Annotated in this window: 21 protein-coding genes; 8 read left to right on the top strand and 13 right to left on the bottom strand. The window is 70.4% G+C overall.

From position 1 onward, the window contains the following. Window positions 1–68: 68 nt before the first annotated feature. Complete coding sequence (locus IF22_RS0115690) at window positions 69–677, bottom strand: TetR/AcrR family transcriptional regulator (RefSeq protein ID WP_030332627.1); 609 nt, start codon at window positions 675–677, stop codon at window positions 69–71. Between the two features lie 149 nt (window positions 678–826). Between IF22_RS0115690 and IF22_RS0115695 the strand changes: the two genes are divergently transcribed. Then, window positions 827–1,513, top strand: coding sequence for an SDR family NAD(P)-dependent oxidoreductase (locus IF22_RS0115695; RefSeq protein WP_030332630.1), 687 nt, complete (start codon window positions 827–829; stop codon window positions 1,511–1,513). 190 nt (window positions 1,514–1,703) lie between these two features. On the opposite strand, the gene IF22_RS0115700 is transcribed toward IF22_RS0115695, so the two are convergent. Both IF22_RS0115700 and IF22_RS0115705 read right to left on the bottom strand, forming a co-directional pair. After that, complete coding sequence (locus IF22_RS0115700) at window positions 1,704–2,081, bottom strand: hypothetical protein (RefSeq protein WP_030332631.1); 378 nt, start codon at window positions 2,079–2,081, stop codon at window positions 1,704–1,706. 79 nt (window positions 2,082–2,160) lie between these two features. Continuing rightward, window positions 2,161–2,799, bottom strand: a complete 639-nt coding sequence (locus tag IF22_RS0115705; protein WP_030332633.1) for a TetR/AcrR family transcriptional regulator — start codon at window positions 2,797–2,799, stop codon at window positions 2,161–2,163. Between the two features lie 61 nt (window positions 2,800–2,860). On the opposite strand from IF22_RS0115705, the gene IF22_RS33785 reads away from it, so the two are divergent. Beyond that, window positions 2,861–3,517, top strand: coding sequence for a class I SAM-dependent methyltransferase (locus IF22_RS33785; protein ID WP_030332635.1), 657 nt, complete (start codon window positions 2,861–2,863; stop codon window positions 3,515–3,517). A 40-nt stretch (window positions 3,518–3,557) separates the two neighbouring features. Here the strand turns inward: IF22_RS33785 and IF22_RS0115715 are convergent, their stop codons facing one another. After that, window positions 3,558–4,631 (bottom strand): glycoside hydrolase family 43 protein, encoded by a 1,074-nt coding sequence (locus IF22_RS0115715; protein ID WP_030332637.1) that lies wholly within the window; start codon window positions 4,629–4,631, stop codon window positions 3,558–3,560. Window positions 4,632–4,847: 216 nt separating this feature from the next. Here IF22_RS0115715 and IF22_RS0115720 point away from each other — a divergent pair, with 216 nt between their 5' ends. After that, window positions 4,848–5,189 (top strand): GlsB/YeaQ/YmgE family stress response membrane protein, encoded by a 342-nt coding sequence (locus tag IF22_RS0115720; RefSeq protein WP_209444561.1) that lies wholly within the window; start codon window positions 4,848–4,850, stop codon window positions 5,187–5,189. A 165-nt stretch (window positions 5,190–5,354) separates the two neighbouring features. Here IF22_RS0115720 and IF22_RS0115725 read toward each other — a convergent pair whose 3' ends face one another. Next, window positions 5,355–6,239: a S41 family peptidase gene (locus tag IF22_RS0115725; protein WP_030332640.1), complete on the bottom strand. Its 885-nt coding sequence runs from the start codon at window positions 6,237–6,239 to the stop codon at window positions 5,355–5,357. A gap of 63 nt (window positions 6,240–6,302) precedes the next feature. Further along, entirely contained in the window at window positions 6,303–6,968 is a 666-nt protein-coding gene (locus IF22_RS0115730) for a TetR/AcrR family transcriptional regulator (protein WP_030332642.1), read from the bottom strand. 102 nt (window positions 6,969–7,070) lie between these two features. On the opposite strand from IF22_RS0115730, the gene IF22_RS0115735 reads away from it, so the two are divergent. After that, window positions 7,071–7,985 carry an SDR family NAD(P)-dependent oxidoreductase gene (locus IF22_RS0115735; protein WP_030332644.1) on the top strand — a complete coding sequence of 305 codons (915 nt, stop codon included), beginning with the start codon at window positions 7,071–7,073 and terminating at the stop codon, window positions 7,983–7,985. A 74-nt stretch (window positions 7,986–8,059) separates the two neighbouring features. Here the strand turns inward: IF22_RS0115735 and IF22_RS35645 are convergent, their stop codons facing one another. The 3 genes from IF22_RS35645 to IF22_RS0115750 form a co-directional block, all read right to left on the bottom strand. Further along, window positions 8,060–8,203 (bottom strand): hypothetical protein, encoded by a 144-nt coding sequence (locus IF22_RS35645; RefSeq protein WP_209444562.1) that lies wholly within the window; start codon window positions 8,201–8,203, stop codon window positions 8,060–8,062. Window positions 8,204–8,262: 59 nt separating this feature from the next. Continuing rightward, window positions 8,263–10,875 carry a rifamycin-inactivating phosphotransferase gene (gene rph / locus IF22_RS0115745; RefSeq protein ID WP_030332646.1) on the bottom strand — a complete coding sequence of 871 codons (2,613 nt, stop codon included), beginning with the start codon at window positions 10,873–10,875 and terminating at the stop codon, window positions 8,263–8,265. 167 nt (window positions 10,876–11,042) lie between these two features. After that, a complete protein-coding gene (locus IF22_RS0115750; protein WP_030332648.1) occupies window positions 11,043–11,738 on the bottom strand; it encodes a DUF4396 domain-containing protein in 696 nt (231 codons plus the stop codon). A 192-nt stretch (window positions 11,739–11,930) separates the two neighbouring features. Between IF22_RS0115750 and IF22_RS0115755 the strand changes: the two genes are divergently transcribed. Continuing rightward, window positions 11,931–12,569, top strand: a complete 639-nt coding sequence (locus IF22_RS0115755) for a TMEM175 family protein (protein WP_245233644.1) — start codon at window positions 11,931–11,933, stop codon at window positions 12,567–12,569. On the opposite strand, the gene IF22_RS0115760 is transcribed toward IF22_RS0115755, so the two are convergent. Then, entirely contained in the window at window positions 12,566–13,657 is a 1,092-nt protein-coding gene (locus IF22_RS0115760) for a winged helix DNA-binding domain-containing protein (RefSeq protein ID WP_030332652.1), read from the bottom strand. The two genes, IF22_RS0115755 and IF22_RS0115760, sit on opposite strands and share 4 nt — an antisense overlap. A gap of 218 nt (window positions 13,658–13,875) precedes the next feature. On the opposite strand from IF22_RS0115760, the gene IF22_RS0115765 reads away from it, so the two are divergent. Continuing rightward, window positions 13,876–14,445 carry a hypothetical protein gene (locus IF22_RS0115765; protein ID WP_156057574.1) on the top strand — a complete coding sequence of 190 codons (570 nt, stop codon included), beginning with the start codon at window positions 13,876–13,878 and terminating at the stop codon, window positions 14,443–14,445. An 82-nt stretch (window positions 14,446–14,527) separates the two neighbouring features. On the opposite strand, the gene IF22_RS0115770 is transcribed toward IF22_RS0115765, so the two are convergent. Further along, entirely contained in the window at window positions 14,528–14,728 is a 201-nt protein-coding gene (locus IF22_RS0115770) for a hypothetical protein (RefSeq protein ID WP_030332655.1), read from the bottom strand. Window positions 14,729–15,337: 609 nt separating this feature from the next. On the opposite strand from IF22_RS0115770, the gene IF22_RS0115775 reads away from it, so the two are divergent. Beyond that, window positions 15,338–15,844 (top strand): hypothetical protein, encoded by a 507-nt coding sequence (locus IF22_RS0115775; protein ID WP_030332656.1) that lies wholly within the window; start codon window positions 15,338–15,340, stop codon window positions 15,842–15,844. A gap of 87 nt (window positions 15,845–15,931) precedes the next feature. Here IF22_RS0115775 and IF22_RS0115780 read toward each other — a convergent pair whose 3' ends face one another. Then, window positions 15,932–16,942: a saccharopine dehydrogenase family protein gene (locus tag IF22_RS0115780; RefSeq protein ID WP_030332658.1), complete on the bottom strand. Its 1,011-nt coding sequence runs from the start codon at window positions 16,940–16,942 to the stop codon at window positions 15,932–15,934. Window positions 16,943–17,036: 94 nt separating this feature from the next. Here IF22_RS0115780 and IF22_RS0115785 point away from each other — a divergent pair, with 94 nt between their 5' ends. Beyond that, entirely contained in the window at window positions 17,037–17,978 is a 942-nt protein-coding gene (locus IF22_RS0115785; protein WP_030332659.1) for a helix-turn-helix domain-containing protein, read from the top strand. A 30-nt stretch (window positions 17,979–18,008) separates the two neighbouring features. Here IF22_RS0115785 and IF22_RS0115790 read toward each other — a convergent pair whose 3' ends face one another. Next, complete coding sequence (locus IF22_RS0115790; protein ID WP_425339848.1) at window positions 18,009–20,075, bottom strand: amylo-alpha-1,6-glucosidase; 2,067 nt, start codon at window positions 20,073–20,075, stop codon at window positions 18,009–18,011. Window position 20,076 lies beyond the last annotated feature (1 nt).

Below are 20,076 nucleotides of genomic sequence, written 5' to 3' on the forward strand. Positions count from 1 at the left end.
GGTGGGAGCTGCTGTTCCAGGGCCCCTGCGGCCGCCGGGTGCGGTGAGCGCCGCCGACGCGGCGCGGCTCACTGACGCAGCGCGAGGGCTCGCAGGGCGATGTCGACCGAGGCGTGGAGGTCTTCGCGGCTCGCGCCGGACGCGGCGTGGACAGCGTGCCCTTCGCTGAGGGCCATCACGAACCGCGCCAGCGCGCCGGGATCCATGCCGTCCGGGAGGTCCCCCTCCTTCGCGGCGCGGGACAGTCGCTCCTCCACGGCCGCCTCGGTGGCGGCGCGGCCGGCGGCCAGGATCTCGGAGATGCGGGCGTTCTCCGGCGAGCAGGCCAGGCCACCCTGGATGGAGAGGCAGCCCGCCGGGTGGTCACGGTCGGTGAGGCCGTCGGCGCTGGCGCGCAGGAAGGCTTCGATCGAGGCGTACGCGGTGGGTTGGCCGAGTGCGGCGCGGGCGTTGGCCACCTGGGTGTCGTGGTAGCGGGCGAAGGCACGCTGGAACAGCTGTTCCTTGCTGCCGAAGGCGGCGTACAGGCTCGGCCGGTTGATGCCCATCGCGCTGGTGAGGACGCTCAGGGACGCGCCCTCGTAGCCGTGCCGCCAGAAGGCCTCGGTTGCCCGGTCGAGGACCGTCTCCTCGTCGAAGGCCCGGGGGCGTCCCACGGCGGGCGTCTCGGTGCTCATGGCGCCAGCGTACCGCTCGGTACAGATCGTGACCCGGGTCACCAACTGATCAGTACAAAACCCTGTTACGGTCATTGGCAACCGAGCGGTACAAAACCAGCGGCGGTCGCTCACAGGGCGCCCCGTGGTTGCACATGTAGGAGATAAGAATGACCGTCACGCTCATCACCGGTGGCAACAAGGGCATCGGGTTCGAGACCGCCAGGCAGCTTCTCGAACTGGGCCACACCGTCTACATCGGTGCCCGCGACGTCGAGCGGGGCGAGAAGGCCGCAGCCGAATTGGGCGCACGGTTCGTGCAGCTCGATGTCACCGACGACGCGTCGGTGAGCGGCGCGCTGGCGACTGTCGACTCGGCGGAGGGTCGACTCGACGTCCTCGTGAACAACGCGGGCATCCTCGGCGACGGCCCCGTCGACGGCCCCACCGCCCTGCGGGTGTTCGACACCAACGCGGTGGGGATCGTCCGCGTCACCGAGGCGGCACTACCCCTGCTCCGACGGTCGTCGAACCCGACGGTGGTCACCGTGTCCAGCAGCATGGGGTCCTTCTGGGCGGTCACCAACCCGGAACGGCCGGAATTCAATCTTCCGGCGGCGCTCTACGCGGCTTCCAAGTCGGCGGCGACCATGCTCACGATCCAGTACGCCAAGGCAAATCCGGGCATCAAGTTCAACGCGCTGGAGCCCGGCACCACCGCCACCGACATGACCGCCGCCCTCGGAATCGGACGGCCGGTGGCGGAGAGCGCCAAGACCGTCGTACGCCTGGCCACCCTTGGCCCCGACGGCCCGACCGGCACCTTCACCGACGAGCTCGGTCCCTTGAACTGGTAGTACGGGCAAACAGGGCCGGGGATGGTCGGTGGGGGAGTGGGCGGCGGGGGACGGCCCTTGGGCGACACCGATGTCCGGCGTCGCTCAAGGGCCGCTCCTGCGTCAGGTCACAGTCGCGCGGTGCTCAGCAGCTGGGATCGTTGTAGCCGCCGTGGTACGTGTTCACCTGTATCTCGAACCAAGTGCTTTCCTAGGCGTTGCGACGTTGGGCGAGTGCGTCGCGGATGGCGAGAACGACGAGCGAGAGCGGCACGACCACCCAGAGCTGGAGCACCGTGTACCGGCGCAGCTCCCGGTCGATGTCGGCGCCGGCCAGTTCCGCGTCGAGGGCGCCCGGCCGCATCAGCGCGAGCGCGTGCAGGGACAGGGGCGCGTAGTTGAGACCCGCGCCGACCAGCCACACGCCGAGCGCTCGGCTGCCGAAGCCGGTCGACGACGCCAGCAGCCAACTGCCCCACGTCACCATCAGCACCACGCCGACGAGGAACTCGGCCAGGATGATCCGCCGTCGGCGGGTGGTTCCCCGGCTGCCGTGCATGTCGATGGCCGCCAGGCGACGAACGTTCATCAGAGCGATGGTGCCAGCGGCGGGCAACCTCTGGTCGGGGCGTGGCGCTGGGCTGGCGAGCGACAGTGACGCCTTCCGCTCAGCCGCCGTCGGCGCAGAGTTGGGAGGTCAGGGTGGCGCGGGCCCACTCTTCCCACGCGTCCGGTGACCACTCGCGGTCGCGGACGAAGATCAGATAGAGCTCCGGGCTGAGCAGGGCGTACAGCAGGTCCGCCGCCATCTCGACGGTGAGGCCGGGGCGGGCGTCGGGCTTGCCCACCAGGGCTTCGGCTGCCGCGTACTGCACTGTGTAACGCGGATCGGCGTCGTCCGGCCACTGTGCGGCGATCTCCGGGTCGGTGGCTGCGGCGGCCGCGATCAGCGGCATGATCGGGGCGACCCGGCCCAGGATCTCGCTGGCGCCGTGCACGTGCCCGCGGAGTTGCCCGGCTGCGGTGGGGTCGGCGCACGCGGCGCGAAACCACTCACGGTCCATGGTGGCGACCGGCGCGGTGTCCCCGGCGATGGACGTGTCGACGACGTCCTTGAACAGCGTGCGCTTGTTGCGGAAGACGAAGTAGACCGTCTGGACGGCCACGCCCGCCCGGTCCGCGACCTCCTGCAGGCTCGTCGCCCCGTAACCCTGCGCGACGAACAGCTCGCGAGCCGCCTCGATGACCTTCTCGCGGGTGCGTTGTGAGCGCTCAGCCCGCTTGTCCGGCCGCTTGACCTTCTCCATAGTGCGAGCCTATCTTTAGAGTACGTCACTAGAGTCCAACTCTAAATTTCTGGAGGAGACGATGTCCCAGCTCAACGCCAGCCAGAACCCGGCCACGACGCGGCGGGACCCGGAGGAGGAAGCCGTTCACCGCGCCCTGGAGGGCTACTACCGCACCGGCAAGCCGCCGTGGGACACCGGCGTGACGCCGCCCGAGTTGGTGGACCTGATTGAGGGGCATGGCGCGCTGCCGCCCGGCCGGGCCCTCGAACTCGGCTGCGGCACCGGGACCAACGCCATCTACCTCGCGCGGCACGGCTGGGAGGTGGCCGCCGTCGATCTGATCGACAGCGCCGTCGACCAGGCCAGGGAGAAGGCCGCGGCGGCGGGAGTGGCGGTACGGGTGCGGCACGGAGACGCCACGCGCCTCGACGACCTGGACGTGCCGGGCCCGTTCGACCTGTTCTTCGACCTGAGCTGCTACTGCGGAATCCCACTGCACCGCCGCGACGCCTACGCCGCCGGGCTCACCCACCGCGCCGCGCCCGGAGCGCTGTTGCTGATGTTCGGGTACGGCCCCGAGACACTCGACAATCCGGTCTCCGAGATCACGTCATGGGCGGCGGGCGTCACCGCCGACGAACTCCGCGACAGGTTCCCCGGCTGGGCACTCATCGACGTCACGCCGGGCACCAACTCGGTGCCGACCTTCTGGTTCACGCTGCGCCGCGACGCCTAGCACCTTCCGACCGCGTGGAGCCGGCGTGCGCGTTGCGCGATCACTCGAAGAACTTGAGGCTGAACCCGGTGTCGCTGGTCGGGCCGGGCACGTTGGCGCGGCGGTAGGTGGTGTTGCCCCACCAGCAGAAGGTGCCGGTGTACCAGTACCGGTTCGCCCAGGAGTACGCCGTGCCCTTGGGTACGGCGTGGAACATCAGCGGGAACCTCGGCCCGGCGGGTGGGCTCGTGGCGATGTCGCCATTGAGCAGCACGAAGCTGTGGTGCCCGGGGCCGTTCACGTACAGGGTGGGATCCCAGCCGGCCATCATGGTGGCCCGGTTCGAGCCGAACAGGCAGCCGTTGGACTTGTACCAGTCCCACACGTACGTGGGGTCGCCGCCGGCGCGCAGTCGCAGGTCGGCCAGGCAGTACTGGTCACTCCAGCTGCCGTTGGCGGAGTAGACGATGTGCAGCTGCCCGTTCGGGTCCCTGATCGCCTCGGGGGACTCGTTGATGAACGGGTTGCCCACCACACGCTCCCAGCTCTCGCGCGGCTGGGAGATGACGTACCGGCTACCGGTCGGGGTGAGCGGGTCGCTCATCCGGCTGAGGTAGATGTTCTGCTCGACGTTGGTGTCGCCGGCCCAGCCGGACCAGACGAACCATCGCTGCCCGTTGAAGGTGAACAGGCTGCCGTCGATGGCCCACTTGCCGCCCGGCAGCGCGAGCTGCCGCTCGGACGTGTAGCCGCTGGCCGGCGACGCCGAGTGGATCACGTACATGCGGTGGGCGGTGCTGCGCCCGGCCGAGAAGTAGATGTAGTAGCGGCCGCCGTCGGTGACGATCTCCGGAGCCCAGACCTCACCGAGGTTGCGGCTGTCCGTCCACACCTGCCGCGCGGTCGCGGCGGCCAGCGCGTCGGGTGACGCTGCCTGCCGTACGGCGATCCCGCCGTTGAGCGACTGGACGGAGATGTAGGTGGAACCGACGCGGATCACGCTCGGGTCGGCGGCCCGCAGGCTGGTCTGCCCGGCCGCCGCCGGCCCGGCGCCGACCACTGACAGGCCGGTGGCGAGCACGGCGGCCACCAGGGCGGAGAGGAGTCGCGGAAGGGTTCGACTGTCGGCGTTCACGATCGGGATTCCTCTCCGCGACGTGAGCTGGCCGACGGTCGGACCCGGATCGGGTCGGCCAGCCGTCGTGCGCCCGCAGGGCAACGACTGATGTCGATAGATTAGGCCAGGAGTCGACGAGCCGCAGCGTGGGTTGCCGGGCATGGAGCCGGCGGGGTTTCCGGGAACGTGAGAATCGGGCATGTATCTCGGCACCGCTGGAGGGGAGAGACAGCAATGCTGGTATACGGCTATCTCGGCGCGGTGCTCATCGGTGCCCTCGTCGGCCTGCTCGGACGACTCATCCTGCCGGGGAGGCAACGGATCGGCGTCGTCGCCACGTTCGTTATCGGCGTCGGCTCGGCAGTGCTGGGCACAGTGGTCGCCAAGGCGCTCCACGTCGACGACGACGCAGGCGTACGGGTGTGGGTGCTGCGCTGGGACTGGATCGTGCTCGCCATCCAGGTCGGCGTCGCGGTCATCGCCGTGGCGCTGGCGAACATGCTCACCTTCACCCGGCTTGCCGGCGGCGACGAGACGCCCCGTCGGCGGGTCCGTCGCAGCAAGGCCAAAAGCTGAGCTGACCCCGACCAGCGCAGGGACCACCCTCGAAAGGCCGCCCCGGTTCAGATCTTCTCCGAGCATCCGCACCTGCGGCTGTTCGCCGGGAACTCGATAGCGGTCCTGGAGTGTCCGCCCCCGCCCGACTGACAGTCCCGCCGGCGCGCGTGAGCGAACAAGCGCCTATCCACTCGAGATGGCCTTGAGTGCCGCGTCGAGTGCCTGGTCCGCCGGGACGGGTACGTCGGGGATCACGCCGACGCCTTCCCAGTTGGTGCCGGTGACGCTGTTGATGGTCCGGGCGGTCGGCACGGTCACGAGGATGTGTTCGGTGACCGGGTGGCGGGCCGTCGGGTGTGCGCCGCCGCGGGTCGTCTCACCGACGACGACGGCCCGGCCGTGCGCCTGGAGGGTGTACGCCACATCCTCGCCCCCGGAGAACGTCATCGCGCTGGTGAGCACGTGGACAGGGCGGTCCGCGTAGCGTGGCGCGGGAAGATGCGCGGTCGTCCAGAACTGGCGGGTGTTGCCGGTGGACCTCTCGTAGAAGTCGTTGAGGTGCACCTGGTCGTCGCGGAAGAAGTAGCTGCACCACATCGCGGCTCCCTCCGGTGTTCCGCCGGAGCAGGCGCGCAGGTCCAGGATGAGCGCGGAGCTGAGGGCGACCAGTTGCATGGCCGCGCCGATCGCGGCGGCGCCTTCGTCGGCGTACGCGATGCGCCGCACGTCGATCAGCCCGATGTTCCCGTCCAGGTGCTCGACCCGGCGGATTCCCTGGTTCTCCGTCCTGAGGAGTGCGAGGAACGCGGCCCGCCCCCCGTCTTCGTCGGCGGGGTCCAGCGACTGCGGCTGGTCCGTCCAGAGCAACCGCAGATGCTTGTCCGGGCAGGCCTGTTGAAGATGGGCGGTCACCGTCTCGCAGAGCGCCGGTCCGTCCAGGTCGTCGTACTCTCCTGCTGCGAGACGGCGCCGGATCGCGGCGTCGATGTCCGCGACCTTCTCAGGAAAGACGTACCCGGCCTCGATCCGGTCCAGGGCCTGTCCGATGATCTGTTCGTGTGAGGGCACGGCGGGCCACGGTAGACCGCGAACGGCCTCACGGCCATCGAATTTCGCGCTCCGACCCAGACGCTAGGAGCGCGGTAGCATGCCCACGAGCGACGTGATGATCGCGACCCGCAGGGCCGTCCGCAGGTCGACATGGTGGACCGCGAGCGCCGGCTCGGACTCGTAGACGGCGAGCAGGCTGGGCGGCGGCGAGTCGTAGGCGGACAGCGCGCCAGCCATGAGCAGGGCGTGCAGGCAGAACAGCTCGGCGGGGTCGCCGACCTCGGACAGGTGTCGCCGGACGAGGGCGGCCATCACCGCGAGGTTGCCCAGTGAGGCCCGCTTGTGGCGGCGGACCGCCTCGACCGACACGTTGTGCTCCAGCACCCCGCCCTGCGCGCCGTAGAGATCACAAAGCACCGGCTGGGCGGCGAGTGACCGGCTGAGCACGTCGGCCATCTGCTCGGCCCGTTCCGGCGCGGACCGGCTGCTGTCGACGCCGTCGGCCAACTCCTGCTCCAGCTCGGCCAGCCAGGTTGCCGTCCGGTCGTCCATCAGGTCGAGCAGCACCGCCTCGCGGGACTCGAAATAGCGCAGCACCGCCGTCTTGGCCAGGCCGACCCGCCGGCTCAGCTCGTTGAGGGTCACCTCGGCCACCGGCATCTCGTCGAGCATCGCCGAGGTGGTCTCCAGGATCGCCCGGCGCCGGATCTCACGCTGCTCCTCGCTGCGCGCCCGCTGGAACGTCATGACACCAACCCTAACTTAGGTACCGCCGGTCCCTTGACAGTGTACCGGCGGTACCTTACCGTTTCGAGCATAAGTTACCGGCGGTACATTGGGGAGCCTGAGATGAACTGGACCGAGCAGCAGATTCCGCGCCAGGACGGCCGGGTGGCAGTGGTCACCGGGGCCAACACCGGGCTGGGCTTCGAGACCGCCCGGCTGCTCGCCGAACGCGGCGCGTCCGTCGTGCTGGCCGTACGCGACACCGCGAAGGGCGAACAGGCTGCCGCCCGGATCAACGGCGACGTCTCCGTACGGGAACTGGACCTGACCTCGCTGGAATCGGTGCGCGCCGCCGCGGCCGGCCTGCACGCCACCCACCAGCGGATCGACCTGTTGATCAACAACGCCGGGGTGATGTACACCCCGAAGCAGACCACCAGAGACGGCTTCGAACTGCAGTTCGGCACCAACCACCTGGGCCACTTCGCCCTCACCGGACTGCTGCTCGACCTGCTGCTGCCGGTGCCCGGCTCCCGGGTGGTCACGGTCAGCAGCGTCGGTCACCGCATCCGCGCCGCCATTCACTTCGACGACCTGCAGTGGCAGCGTTCGTACAGCCGCGTCGCCGCCTACGGCCAGTCGAAGCTCGCCAACCTGATGTTCACCTACGAGTTGCAGCGCCGGCTCGCCGCGCACGGCACCACCGTCGCGGTGGCCGCACACCCCGGCGTCTCCAACACCGAACTGGTCCGCAACGCCCCGGCGGTCGTCCGCGCGCCGATCACCTGGCTCGCCCCGGTGATCACCCAGCCCGCCGCGGCGGGCGCGCTGCCCACGCTGCGGGCCGCCACCGACCCGTCCGTCCTCGGCGGGCAGTACTACGGCCCCGACGGCCTCGGCGAGACGCGCGGCAACCCGAGACTGGTCACCTCCAGCCCCGAGTCCTACGACCTGGCCGTGCAGCAACGCCTCTGGGCCGTCTCGGAAGACCTCACCGGCGTGCGGTTCCCGCTCGGCCAGGCAGTCGCCGCAGCCTGACCGTGCCGAGGGTGCTGGCCGGCACTGCGCCGTTCGGGGAGGTGGGTCCCTGTGGAGCTGATATCACAGACGATTCAGCTCCACAGGGACCGAACGTCGCGGTGCCCGCCGGCCCGCTCGTCGCGCAGATACTGGCACGTCCACTCCGCGAAGGTCGTGAGCGGAATGCCGAGGGCCCGCGCGTGCTCCGGGCGGGCGGGTTGCCCGATCGCATTCATCTGTTCATGGGAGATGCCGGCACGTTCCGGCATTCCTGCGGCGATCGCCTCCTCCTCGGTCAGGACAGGATCTCGACGTACCCGTCGCTGCCGTGCACGCGGATCCGCTGGCCATCCTTGATCAGCCGGGTCGCGTCGAGCACGCTGACGACCGCCGGCAGGCCGTACTCCCGCGCGATCACCGCGCCGTGCGTCATCAACCCGCCGACCTCCGTCACCAGGCCGGCGATGCCGACGAACAGGGGCGTCCAGCTGGGGTCGGTGTGGGTCGTGACGAGGATGTCACCCGCTTCGAGATCAGCCTGCGCCATGTCCAGGATGACGCGGGCGCGCCCGTCGACAGTCCCGGCGGACACCGGCACACCGACCAGCGCACCGGCCGGCACGTCGTCGCGCCGGTACGATCCGGTGATCATCTCGCCGTCCGAGGTGAGCACCCGGGGCGGGGTGAGCGCCTGGTCCGTCCGGAACGCGTCCCGCCGTCGCCGGATCAGGTCGACGTCCACCCGCTGCGACCGGACGACCTCGTGGAACTCCCCGAACGTGAGGTAGAAGGCGTCTTCGGTAGCGGTGAGGACGCCGGCCCGTACCAGCCGCTCGGCCTCGGCCAGCAGGGCCTGCTTGTAGATGAAGTAGCGGCTGATGATGTCGTACTTCGGGTACTCCCGGTAGCCGATGAAGGTCCGTACCCGGTCGATCATCCGTTCGGTCTCGGCGGCCTTCTGCTCCCCGTCCGGCAGCGCCCGCAGGCGCGTCACCACCTCCTGCGCCTTGCGCTGCGCCTGCTGCCGGCCCTGCTCGAAGCGCCGCCGGGCGGCGCCCGGCTCGAAGAGCTTGACGTTGTCGAGGAGCACCGGCACGAGGGTGCTCGGGCGTTCGCTCCACCGCGGCCGGGTGATGTCGATCTCGCCGACGCAGCGCATCCCGTACCGGTCGAGGTACGCCTCGATGGCGGCGCGCGCCTCGGCCCCGCCGGCGACCTTCGGCAGCTCGTCGAGGAAGTCGTCGTCCGCGACGCCCTGCAGGAACGCCACCACCTCCGGGTGCGGACGGATCACGTCGGCGACGTCCAGCAACGCCAACCCCATCTCCGAGGTGATGTTGCCGGGGGCGGAGAGGGTGAGGGTGTCCGCCGCGTTCTTCTCGCCCAGCCATTCGTGCAGCCGGTCGTTGAGCCACCAGGTGGCCTCCATGCCCGCCATGATCGCCCGCATGTTCAGCGGATCGGCGAGGACCCGCTTGTGTTCCTGGAAGGCCTCCAGCAGGAAGTCGAACAGCGCCGTACCGGTCACCGTCGCGATGTCGCGCCGCAGGGTGGCGATGGACGCCTCGCTGCGCGCGATCAGCTCGGGCACGATCGTCGGATCGGCCTCGACCGACGCGCCGCCGCTCGGCAGCCTGGCCGGACCGGCACCGCTCGGGGGCGTCGTCGGAATGAAGCCGGGCCGGTCGAGGAGGCTCTCCAACGCGTCCTTCGTCAGCGGATCGGACTTCCCGACCATCTCCAGGAAACCGGTGCGGCTCACCGGCGAGGCCAGCAGCCCGGTGGCGTCGACGAACAACCTGCCGCCGGCCTCCCGCATCTGGGCGATGGCCGTCAACTGCCACATGGACAGCCCCAGGGGCCGCATGGCGTCGGTCATCATCTGCTGGTGACCGACCGAGAGGTAGACGTGGTTCTCCTGGTCGTCGGCCGCGGGAACGGGGAACAGCGTGGTGATCGGCCGGCTCTGCACGATCTGGAAGTCGTCGTCGACCAGGCACCACTCGATGTCCTGCGGACGGCCGAAGTGCGCCTCGATCCGTCGCCCGAGCCGCACCAGCCGGAGGACCTGCTCCTGCGTCAGCGCCGGCTGGTCCCGCCGCTGCGCCTCGATCGCCACCTCCCGCGTTCCGCCGCCGGGCACGGCAGCGACAGCACGCTGTTTGACGGCGACCGACCCGGCCACCACCTCCCCGTCACGCACCCGGAAGACGTCCGGGTTCACCAGGCCGGACACCAGGGCCTCGCCGAGGCCGAAGCTGGCGTCCACCGTCGCGACCTTCCGGTTGCCCGTCACCGGGTCCGCCGTGAACAGGATGCCCGCCGCATCCGGAAAAACCATCTTCTGTACGACGACAGCCATCTGAACCGTCCGGTGGTCGACACCGTTGCGCAGGCGGTAGATGACGGCCCGCTCGGTGAACAGCGACGCCCAGCATCGGCTGACGTGCCGCAGGATCGCCGCCGACCCCACCACGTTCAGGTAGGTGTCCTGCTGCCCGGCAAAGGACGCCGTCGGTGTGTCCTCCGCCGTCGCGCTGGAGCGCACGGCGTAGGCGGCCTCCTCGCCGAACCGGGCGAGCGCGCCGGTGATCGCGGCGGCCAGGTCACCCGGGATCGCGGTCTCCTCGATGCTGCGGCGGATCGCCGCGCTGAGCGTCCGAATCGCCTCCGCGTCGTCCGGGCTCAGCCGCGACAGCTGTTCGAGCTGGTCGTCGACCGCCGGCACCTGCGCCATGACCTGCCGGAAGGCGGCTGTCGTCACGCAGAATCCGGCGGGCACCCGAATGCCGTCGACCCGGGCCAGCGCGCCCAGGTGCGCCGCCTTGCCGCCGACGACCGACACCTGCGTCTCGTCCACCTCTCGAAGATCCACCAGCGGTACCCGGTCGCCGCGGTCCTCGCCCATCGACAACACATCCACGTCGCGCCCCCGTCACCTCGTTTGTGCTGGTCCGGCCGCCGATTCTGCGCCACGACCGGGGTCTTGCGGCAAGCCCCCAGGTGCGATATACGTTAGAAGTGGCAGGGAGTGTGATCTCCTTGCCGCTTCTTTTTGGCGGCCGATCGCGGCGCTCACTCGTCGGGGCGCGGCTCGATGCGCAGCCGTCGGCCGATCTGCCAGGAGGCGGTGGGCCAGGCCGTGACGAAGCCGGCGATCAGCCCGAGCTGACCGAGGAACCAGAACGTCGGGTTGTCGGGTCGCAGTGGTGGCTCCGGAAAGAACATGTGATGCGCGACCGTCAACCACGCGAACAACGCCGCCTCGAACACGGTGATGGTCAGCAGCTCGATCCTGCCCACGCCCGACAGCGCGTTCCCGACCTTCGCGAGGCCGCGCCCCGGCCCGGCGAAGTACCGGAAGAGCACGGCTATCGTCACCGCCGCCAGATAGTCGCCGGCGTAACCGACCCAGAGCGGGTCCTTCGCCGGGTCGAATCTCACCGCGAACAGGGCGACCTCGGCGACGACGAAGCCGAGGGCGCAGTGGGCGCCGCAGCGGGACACGTGGGTGACGACGATGCCCCGGCGGGGCCGTCGCGGTCGATCCTCCCGCCGACGCTGGGCGAACGTCTCGGGCCGGCCCCAGTTCCAGTAGAGGCGGACGGCGGCCAGGCCGACATAGAGGACGGTCACCAGCCAGACGATCTCCATGACCCTGACCGGCTGACGGTGCCCGCGAAGATAGGTGTCGGCGAGGACGATCGCGAAACTGACCGCGCCGACCGTGAGGGACGCCCACGAGAGCGCCACGAGCCACGTCGGTTGCATCCCCGCCCCCTCCGCACTCCGCTCCCAGAGCCTCCCGGAACCGAACGTGAGGGGGATTGAATGGCCGGTGTCGGCGGCCGAGGGCACCTCGCAGTCTGTCACGCCGCACCCGTACGGGCCGGAGGATCGGGTGTTGCGCAGGACGGCCGGCTCCGCCGACGAGAAAAGCTGACCTATAGCATAATTTTCGCCGTGCCCCCCAAAAGGGAAATTCCACGGCTAACCCGCGGTTCGGGCCGGTTACTGACCTTCAGCGACGGCGTCTTCGCGATCGCCGTGACACTTCTGGTGCTGGAGATCCAACCGCCGCATGACTTCGAGCACCTCGTCCAGGGGCTCAGGGCGCTGTGGCCGTCGTACCTGGCGTACACGCTGAGCTTCCTGCTCATCGGGCAGGTGTGGGTCAACCACCACGTGATGTTCGACCGGGTCCGGCACGTCGACCGAGGCGTCCTGTTCCTCAACACGCTGCTCCTGATGGTCATCGCGTTCCTGCCGTTCTCCACCTCCCTGCTGGCCGACGCGTTGCGGGCAGAGCAGGGGCTGCGCGCGGCGGTCGTCGTCTACGGCGGCACACTGTGGACGGCGGCGGCCCTGTTCAACATCATTTGGGCTCACCTGCGCCGCGCCGGACTACTGGACCCCGGCCTCGGCCCCTGCGGTGCGCGGGCCATCGGCCGCCGATTCCTCCTCGCGCTGGTCTGGATCGGATCCGGCGTCCTCGTCGGCGCGTTCGCGCCGATCGCCGGCGTCGTCATCATCGCCGGCTTCCTGCCCGCCTACTACCTGCCCATCCGAGGCGAGTACGGCGAGGACGACCGCGCACCCTAGCTGCCGAACTCGACCCCGCTGAGGGAGACGGCGCGGTACGCGGCGAGGCGTTCGGCCTGCCCGGTGACGGCCTTACGGGTGGCGTCCGACAGTCGGCGCCACGGCTGGACGGCGACCGTGAACGTCTTGCCGGACTTGCGGGGGCGCCAGGTGCCGACCAGTTCGCCGTCGACCAGGACCGCGCCCGGGCGACCCAGCACCGGCCACAACTGTTTGGCGTGGGCGCTGTCCGGCACCAGCGTCGCCCGGTCCTTGGCCTGCAGGAAGAGGTCGTATGGGCCGAGCAGGCGGGTGCCGGTGCCGTCGGCCGACCCCAGCGCCTCCTCGTCCACGGCCAGCAGGGAACGCACCTCGCCGCCGACGGTCACCTCGATCACGTCGTCGGGCCAGCGTGCCTTGACATCCTTCAGCGGGGCGTCGAGATAGTCGGCCACCTGCTTCGGCGTGGCCGGGCCGAGCAGACGCAGGTACGCGCGGATGAGGTCGAACCTCTCACCCGCGGCGGCCGCCTTGCGGAACCTGGTGATGCGGTGCAGGACCGGCGGTGAGGTGTCAAGCCGCAACTCCAGTCCGGCCCGCACGGCGGCGAGACGGAACGGCATCTCGTAGAGGTGCGTGGCGTCGCACGGCCGGCAGAACCGCAGATACGGCTCGGGCAGCGCCGTGGCCAGGCGGCCGGAGACGTCCCCCTTCACCGTCGGTGTGCTGACGATGGCCCGCATCCGGGCGGCGATCTCGTCCAGGGCCGCGAGAGTGTCGATGCCGGCGGCCTTCAACGGCTTCGCGGCGTCGTAGACGCGCTTGCCCGCGTCGGCCTCGGAGAAGGGCTCGACCGCGGCCGCCACCTGTGCGATGTCGGGGCGGCGGTAGAGGTGCGGCGCGCCCCGCACGGTCCACAGCAGGACCACGTCCCGGTCGGACAGCGCCCTCACGTCGACCCCGCGCACCGCCAACGCCCACCGTGCGCCGTCCGGGCCGGTGTTCTGCACCCCGATGTCCAGGACAGCGGTGTCGGCGAGCGTGCCCTCATCCCGGTCGAGCTGTTGGGCCCGGACCCGGAAGTTCATCACCTGGTGCCGATCGACCATGTCTGCACAGTAGTTGCGGTGACGTCTGCGGTGGGTCCAGGCGCGCAGCCCGGCGTGCGGAGCGGGGCGCACCGCCGGGACGTGCTGTCGGCGCCGGACAGACAGCGTCCCCGGGCCGGGGGAGGGGACTCCCTCCGCGCGGCGATCCGTTCGTCGCGCCACTCAGCCACGGTGATCTCGGAAGGCCGACACCCGGCCAGAGACAGGGAGACGACACTGTGACTCGACACCCGCCCGCGCCCGCCCCGCCACCGACCTGGGCCCGCCGGGCCGGCCACGTGGCCTGGATCGTCCCCGTGCTGGGGTTCATCCCGTTGCACGTGCCGTGGATCCTGGGCATCCCGATGTTCGCCGATCCCGACCGGTTCCGCGAGTGGTACCACGGTCGCGGCCCCGGGGTGGGGGAGCACCCCGTCGACGGGTTCCTGGGCCTGCCGGCAGGTGCGTTCTACCTGGGTCTGCTGTGCGTCCTCGCCGGACTCGGCGGGGTTCTGGCGCTGGGACTCATCAAGGACTGGGGTGTGGTCTTCCCCCACTGGGTGCCGTGGCTGCGCGGACGTCGGGTTCCGCCGTGGGTGCCGCTGACCCCGACGGTGCTCGGCTCCGCCCTGATGATCGGCTACTCGGCGACGCTGCCCTGGCAGTTCGCCGCTGACCTGTCGGAACCCGGCCGGGAGGACATCTTCACCCCGACCGGTGTCCTGATCGGTCTCCCGCTCCTGCTGGCCTGGACGTTCGCGTTGCCGGTGGCCGGCTGGTCCTACTACCGCCGTACCCGTCGGCCGTGACGTGGCCGGTGACGCTGGCCGGGGCTGCCGGCATCCGAGGGCACCCAGCGAATGCGTTGTCGACGACCGGGCGCTCGTCGCCTCAGAGGAGGAGGCCCACTGCGGTCAGCGTCAGCCCGATTGCGGCCATCACGATTCCGGTGAGCCGATATTCCGAAGTTCTTGCCGGGTCGTATTTGACCAGGCCGAATTGCCCTACCAGGCGGGCCATTCCAATGGGTTGCCACGCCAGCAGTGCGCCAGCCACCACGGAAAACAATCCGACTATGAGCACGGTGGTCATCGCCTGATGATAGCGCGATCCCCGCTGAACTTCAGCGGGAGCAATGGTGCGCGACGGCCCGCGCCACAGCGGAGAGGTGCGTCAGCGGTGTCGGCGACGGTGCCGTGTCACAGCCCCGGCCACCGCCATCGATACCGCCACCACAGCGGCCACTGCCAGCACGATTGATGCTCCAGCGAGTCCCATAGCGACATCGTACGTCGGCGCGCGTCCCATGTCTCGTCCGGTGCTGGCGGCGCGCGGGGCTGTTTTTAACCGCATTTGTCAAGCCTCCTTTGACGCGAGTTCGAGTTCGCCGGAACAATTTCACAAGAGGTTTCCGTCATCGGCGTCGATGGTCACCTTGCCATGGGCTCTCTGGAACTGTTGTGTGCGGGCTGGACGTCGGGCGGAATACGACGCTCATGATGAGCCCCGCATTCCTGGCCAGGCCGCCAGGGCGATGGTCGTGCTGCGCGCGCTCGGCGCCCGCAGCCGCGCGGCGACGGTGGCCCGGTCCTCTCCACCGGGTCGACGGGCTGGTCCAGCACCGGCTCGACGACCGGGCGCGGGCCGTCCACGATGGCGCCGGTGTGCCCGCGCGCGGTGCATCGGCTATCGTGCGCGTCCGTGAAGCAATCTCGTCTGACCTCCGCCCTGTTGATCCTTGCCGCCACCACGGCGCTCGCCGCCTGCGGCGACGGCGACAAGGCGACGAACGCCGGATCCACCACCCCCGCCCCGACGTCCGCGGCCCCGTCCTCGGCGGCCACCTCCGCCGCCGCCACGCCGGCCTCGTCCGCCGCGGCGGGCGGCGCGAACGACAAGCAGGTCTGCGAGTCGGTGAAGAAGGCCAACGACGAGATGCGGGCCGAGTTGGTGAAGGTCGCCACCACCGGCGACGCCTCGGCGGCGGACTTCAAGAAGATCCTGACCGAGCTGGAGCAGAAGGTGAGCGGGGTCGCCGCCACCGGCGACGGCAAGCTGGCCGATGCCCTGCGGGCCTTCGGCGCCGAGGCCGCGAAGGCCGCCGCCGCGGCGGACCCGGCGACCGCCGCCGACAATCCGGCCTTCGAGAAGGCCGGCAAGGACATCAGCGCCGCGTGCAAGGCCGCCGGAATCAATGTGATCCTCTGACCGACGTAATGCGATGACGGACGGCCCCCACGCCTGAGCGGGGGCCGTCCGTCGACAACGGAGGCGATGGTCAGCCGCGGGCGGTCCTCAGTCGCTGACCGGCTCGACGCGGATGGCCGGCGACAGCGCGCGCAGGAAGTCGGGAGCGTCGAACATCTCACCGGCGGAGGCGACCCCGCTCGCCTTCGTCTGACCATCGAGGATGCGCCGGACCGCCTCCACCGCCAGGGGTGCGCTGACGGCGTAGATGTCGCGGCCACTGGCGACGACGCGGCGGCGCGCGTCGCCGCGACGGACGATGACGTCGACAGTGAACGTCTGCGCCGACCGGCCCAGCCCGTCGACAGCGACCGGCGCCGCCCCAGCAGCCAGGTCGGTGGTGGCGTCGACGGTCATGTAGGTCCGGACCTCGGGAATGACCAGGTGACGGGGGATGGTGACGACGTCGGCCATGCTGAACTCGCCGAGGACGGTGCGCCGGCCCAGCGGCGCGGGGAAGTCCCAGTCCATCCTCGGCAGCTCCCCGCCGGAGTGGTACTCCAACCGGCCCCCGGTGTAGCGGACCCGACGGCCGGCGCGGCGCTCGCGGGACACGACACCCGCGGCGACCGTCCCGGCCGTCGGGTGCCAGCTGCTCAGTCCGTACGCGACGTGCGCCTCGTCGGCCGACGTCCAGTCGCCCATGGCCGTCGTCGCGAGCAGGTCGCCGAGCCCGCCGAAGAAGGCCATCGCCGGGACCACCGCGACACCGGCAGCCCGGGCGCGCTCGGTGAAGTGCGTGAACGTGTCGAGGTTGGCCTCGATCTCTGCGGCCACGTCCACGTACGGGATCCCGGCGCGCAGCGCGGCCTCGATCACCCCGGCGGCGGTCGACGCGAACGGGCCGGCGCAGTTGATGACCGCGTCCACACCGGTCAGCGCCGCGTCGAGCGAGGCCGGGTCGTCGACCGACGCCACCCGGAAGGGGAGTCCGAGAGACGCCAGCCGGCCCGCGTCGCGACCCACCGGCAACGCGTCGAACCCGCGTTCGCTCAATTCCGTCACCACGAACCGTCCGGTGTGCCCGTACGCACCGAACACCGCCACGCTGTGGCCCATCACTGCCCCCTCGAAAGATCGACTGAGCCCAGCCTTCCGCAGCGGCCCGCTACCGACCAGTGTCGGGAACGCCATCCCGCGTACAGTTTCGGACATGGCCCTTGTCGCGATCGCCGCCACCGACGGGATGCTGCACCTCGAGTTGGCACTGGCCTGTGAGGTCTTCGCCCACGACCCCTCCGGCCTGGCCGACCCCTGGTACGACCTGATGGTCTGCGGCCCCGGCCCGGTCCGCGTCGGCCGTTTCCTGCTGGAGCCCGACGACGGGTTGGACCGTCTCACCCACGCCGACACGGTGATCATCCCGTCCGTCGAGGACGTCGACGTGGACGTACCCCCCGACCTGCTCGACGCGGTCCGCGCGGCCCACCGGGCGGGCGCCCGGATGGTCGCGCTCTGCACCGGCGCGTTCGTGCTCGCCGCCGCCGGGGTGCTCGACGGGCTGCGGGCCACCACCCACTGGGCCCACACCGACACGCTGGCCGCCCGTTATCCCCGCATCCGGGTCGACCCGGATGTGCTCTACGTCGACAACGGCACCGTGCTCGCCTCCGCCGGCAAGGCCGCCGCGATCGACCTGTGCCTGCACCTGATCCGCCGCGACCACGGCCCGACCGTCGCCAACGCCGTCGCGCGCCGCCTGGTCGTGCCACCGCACCGCGCCGGCGGTCAGGCCCAGTACGTCACGACACCGGTACCCGCCCGCGACGACCACCCGCTCACCACCCTGTTCCCCTGGGTGCTGGCCCGCCTCGACCGGCCGCTGACAGTCGAGGACCTGGCCCGGCAGGCGAACATGAGCTCGCGCAACCTGGCCCGCCACTTCCGGTCGGCCACCGGCACCACCCCACTGTCGTGGCTGTCGACGCAGCGGATCCGCCGCGCCCAGGAGTTGCTGGAGAACACCGACGACAGCATCGACACCATCGCCCAGGCAGCCGGCCTGGGCACCGCCACGACGTTGCGTCGACACTTCCACCGCACCGTCGGCGTCCCGCCGGACGCCTACCGGCGTACCTTCCGGGCCACCGGGTGATCCTTCAGAGCCCGCGCGCCGGCTTCGCCGTCAGCTGACCGAGCCGTCAGCGCTGGTCGGGCGTTGCCGGGCGAACGCGTCGCGCCTGCCCCACCGGCCGGGGATGTCCAGGAGCGCGATCCGCCCGAAGGTGGCGGGCAACGCCGGGTCCACGGCCAGGTGGTCCTCGTGTGGGTTGATACCGAGCATGGTGCGGAGCAGCAGCATGGTCGCCCCGCTGGACCACGCCTGCGGACTGCCCGCGGTCGGGTACCGGATCGGGAACTTGGTGGTGTCACGGTCGAACCCGCCGAACGCCTCGGGCAGCCGACCCTCGAAGTAGGTGGCCGCGGACAGGATGCCCTCGGCGATACGGGCCGCCTCGTTGCCGAACCCGTACCGGCGCAGACCCCAGGCGATGAAGGAGTTGTCGAATGGCCAGACCGTACCGTTGTGGTAGCCGAGCGGGTTGTAGCGGCGCTGCCCGTCGGCGAAGGTCCGCACACCCCACCCGGAGAAGAGCGCCGGGCCCATCAGGTGCTCCACCACCCGGGGCGCCCGCTCCGGTGGCACGATACCGCTCCACAACAGATGCCCGATGTTGGACGACAGGCTGTCCACGGCCGTGCCGTCGTGGTCGAGCGCGAGGGCGTAGAAGCCGCGGTCCTCAAGCCAGAAGTCCCGGTTGAACCGCTCGTACAGCGCCGCCGCCTCGCTCTCCAGCCGCTCGGCGTAGGCCGGATCACCCCATACGGTACGGGCCAGCCGCGCTGCTCTGATCTTGGCGTCGTAGGCGTACCCCTGGGTTTCGCAGGTGGCCCTCGGGAAGCCCGGCAGCCGGCCGTCGGCGTAGGAGATGCTGTCCCAGGAGTCCTTCCAGCACTGGTTGTCGAGGCCGGTGACCCGGTTACGTCGCTGGTACCAGACGTAGCCGGTGGAGGTCAGGTCCGCGTACCTGTCGATCCAGGTCAGCGCCGCGCGGGCCTCCTGCTCCAACTCCAGCACCAGCGCGGCGTCGCCGCTCCACCGCTCGTACTCGTCGAGCAGCACCACGAACAGCGGTGAGGCGTCCACAGTGCCGTAGTAGGGGGAGTGCGGCTGTTCCTCGAACGCGGCCGACTCCCCGTAGCGCAACTCGTGCAGGATCCGGCCCGGGTCCTCCTCCAGCACGTCGTCGGTCCGGGCGCCCTGCAACGACGCGAGGATCCGCAACGTCGGTGGGGTCAGCGACGGGGTGATGGGCAGGGTCTGCAAGCAGGTCAACAGGCTGTCGCGGCCGAACAGGGTCATGAACCAGGGCAACCCGGCCGCGGGCACGCTCGCGCCGCCGAGCGACAGCGGGGCGAAGCGCAGCGCCGCCAGGTCCACCAGGCTGCGGTGGTAGACCTGCTGGAGGCCGACGCTGTCGGTGTCCAGGGTCGGGGCCGCCGCGACCCAGTCCCGCATGCTGGTGGGCAGGGTGGAGTCGTCCGGCCGTTGGGCCCGCAGGGCGGAGCGCAGGTCGACGCCGTCCGGACGCAGCGCCAGCATGACGGCCTGCAACCGGGTCGACCACTGCTGCCCCGGGCGTAGCCGGACCGCGAACCGAAGGCCGCCCGGGTCGAACTGCGCGGGCTCACTCGCCGACACGACAACCTCACGGTGGTAGGTGCCCCGCCGGTAGCCCAGGCGCAACTCGTTCTTGCCGACCTTGGTGTAGTAGGTGCCGGCCTTCTCCTCGATGTCGAACTTGATCTCGAAGATGTCGGCGAAGTCCGCTTCCACCTCCAGGCGTACGTCGAGCGTCATGTCCTCCTCGCCGTAGTTGAAGATCGTGAGCGATTCGGTGAGGTCCGGGCCGATGCGCCGGCGCCGAATGGCTGACACGTCCGCCTCCACGTAGTCGACCGCCCGACCCGGCACCGCGAAGAACGTCACCTCGAAGTACTGGCTGTCGTCCACCGACAGCGCCGTCATGCACTCACCGTCGACGGTGAGCCGCCAGCGGGACAGGAAGCGGGTGTCGGCGGCGAAGAGGCCGACCGGAGTGCTCGGGGACGACTCCACGTCCCCGCTGGCGTCGGAGACCATGAAGGTGTTCCCGTCGATGCACGCCACGGTGCCCGCGATGTCCCTCACC

The organism is Micromonospora parva (genome assembly GCF_000718515.1).
Lineage (GTDB): Bacteria > Actinomycetota > Actinomycetes > Mycobacteriales > Micromonosporaceae > Micromonospora > Micromonospora parva.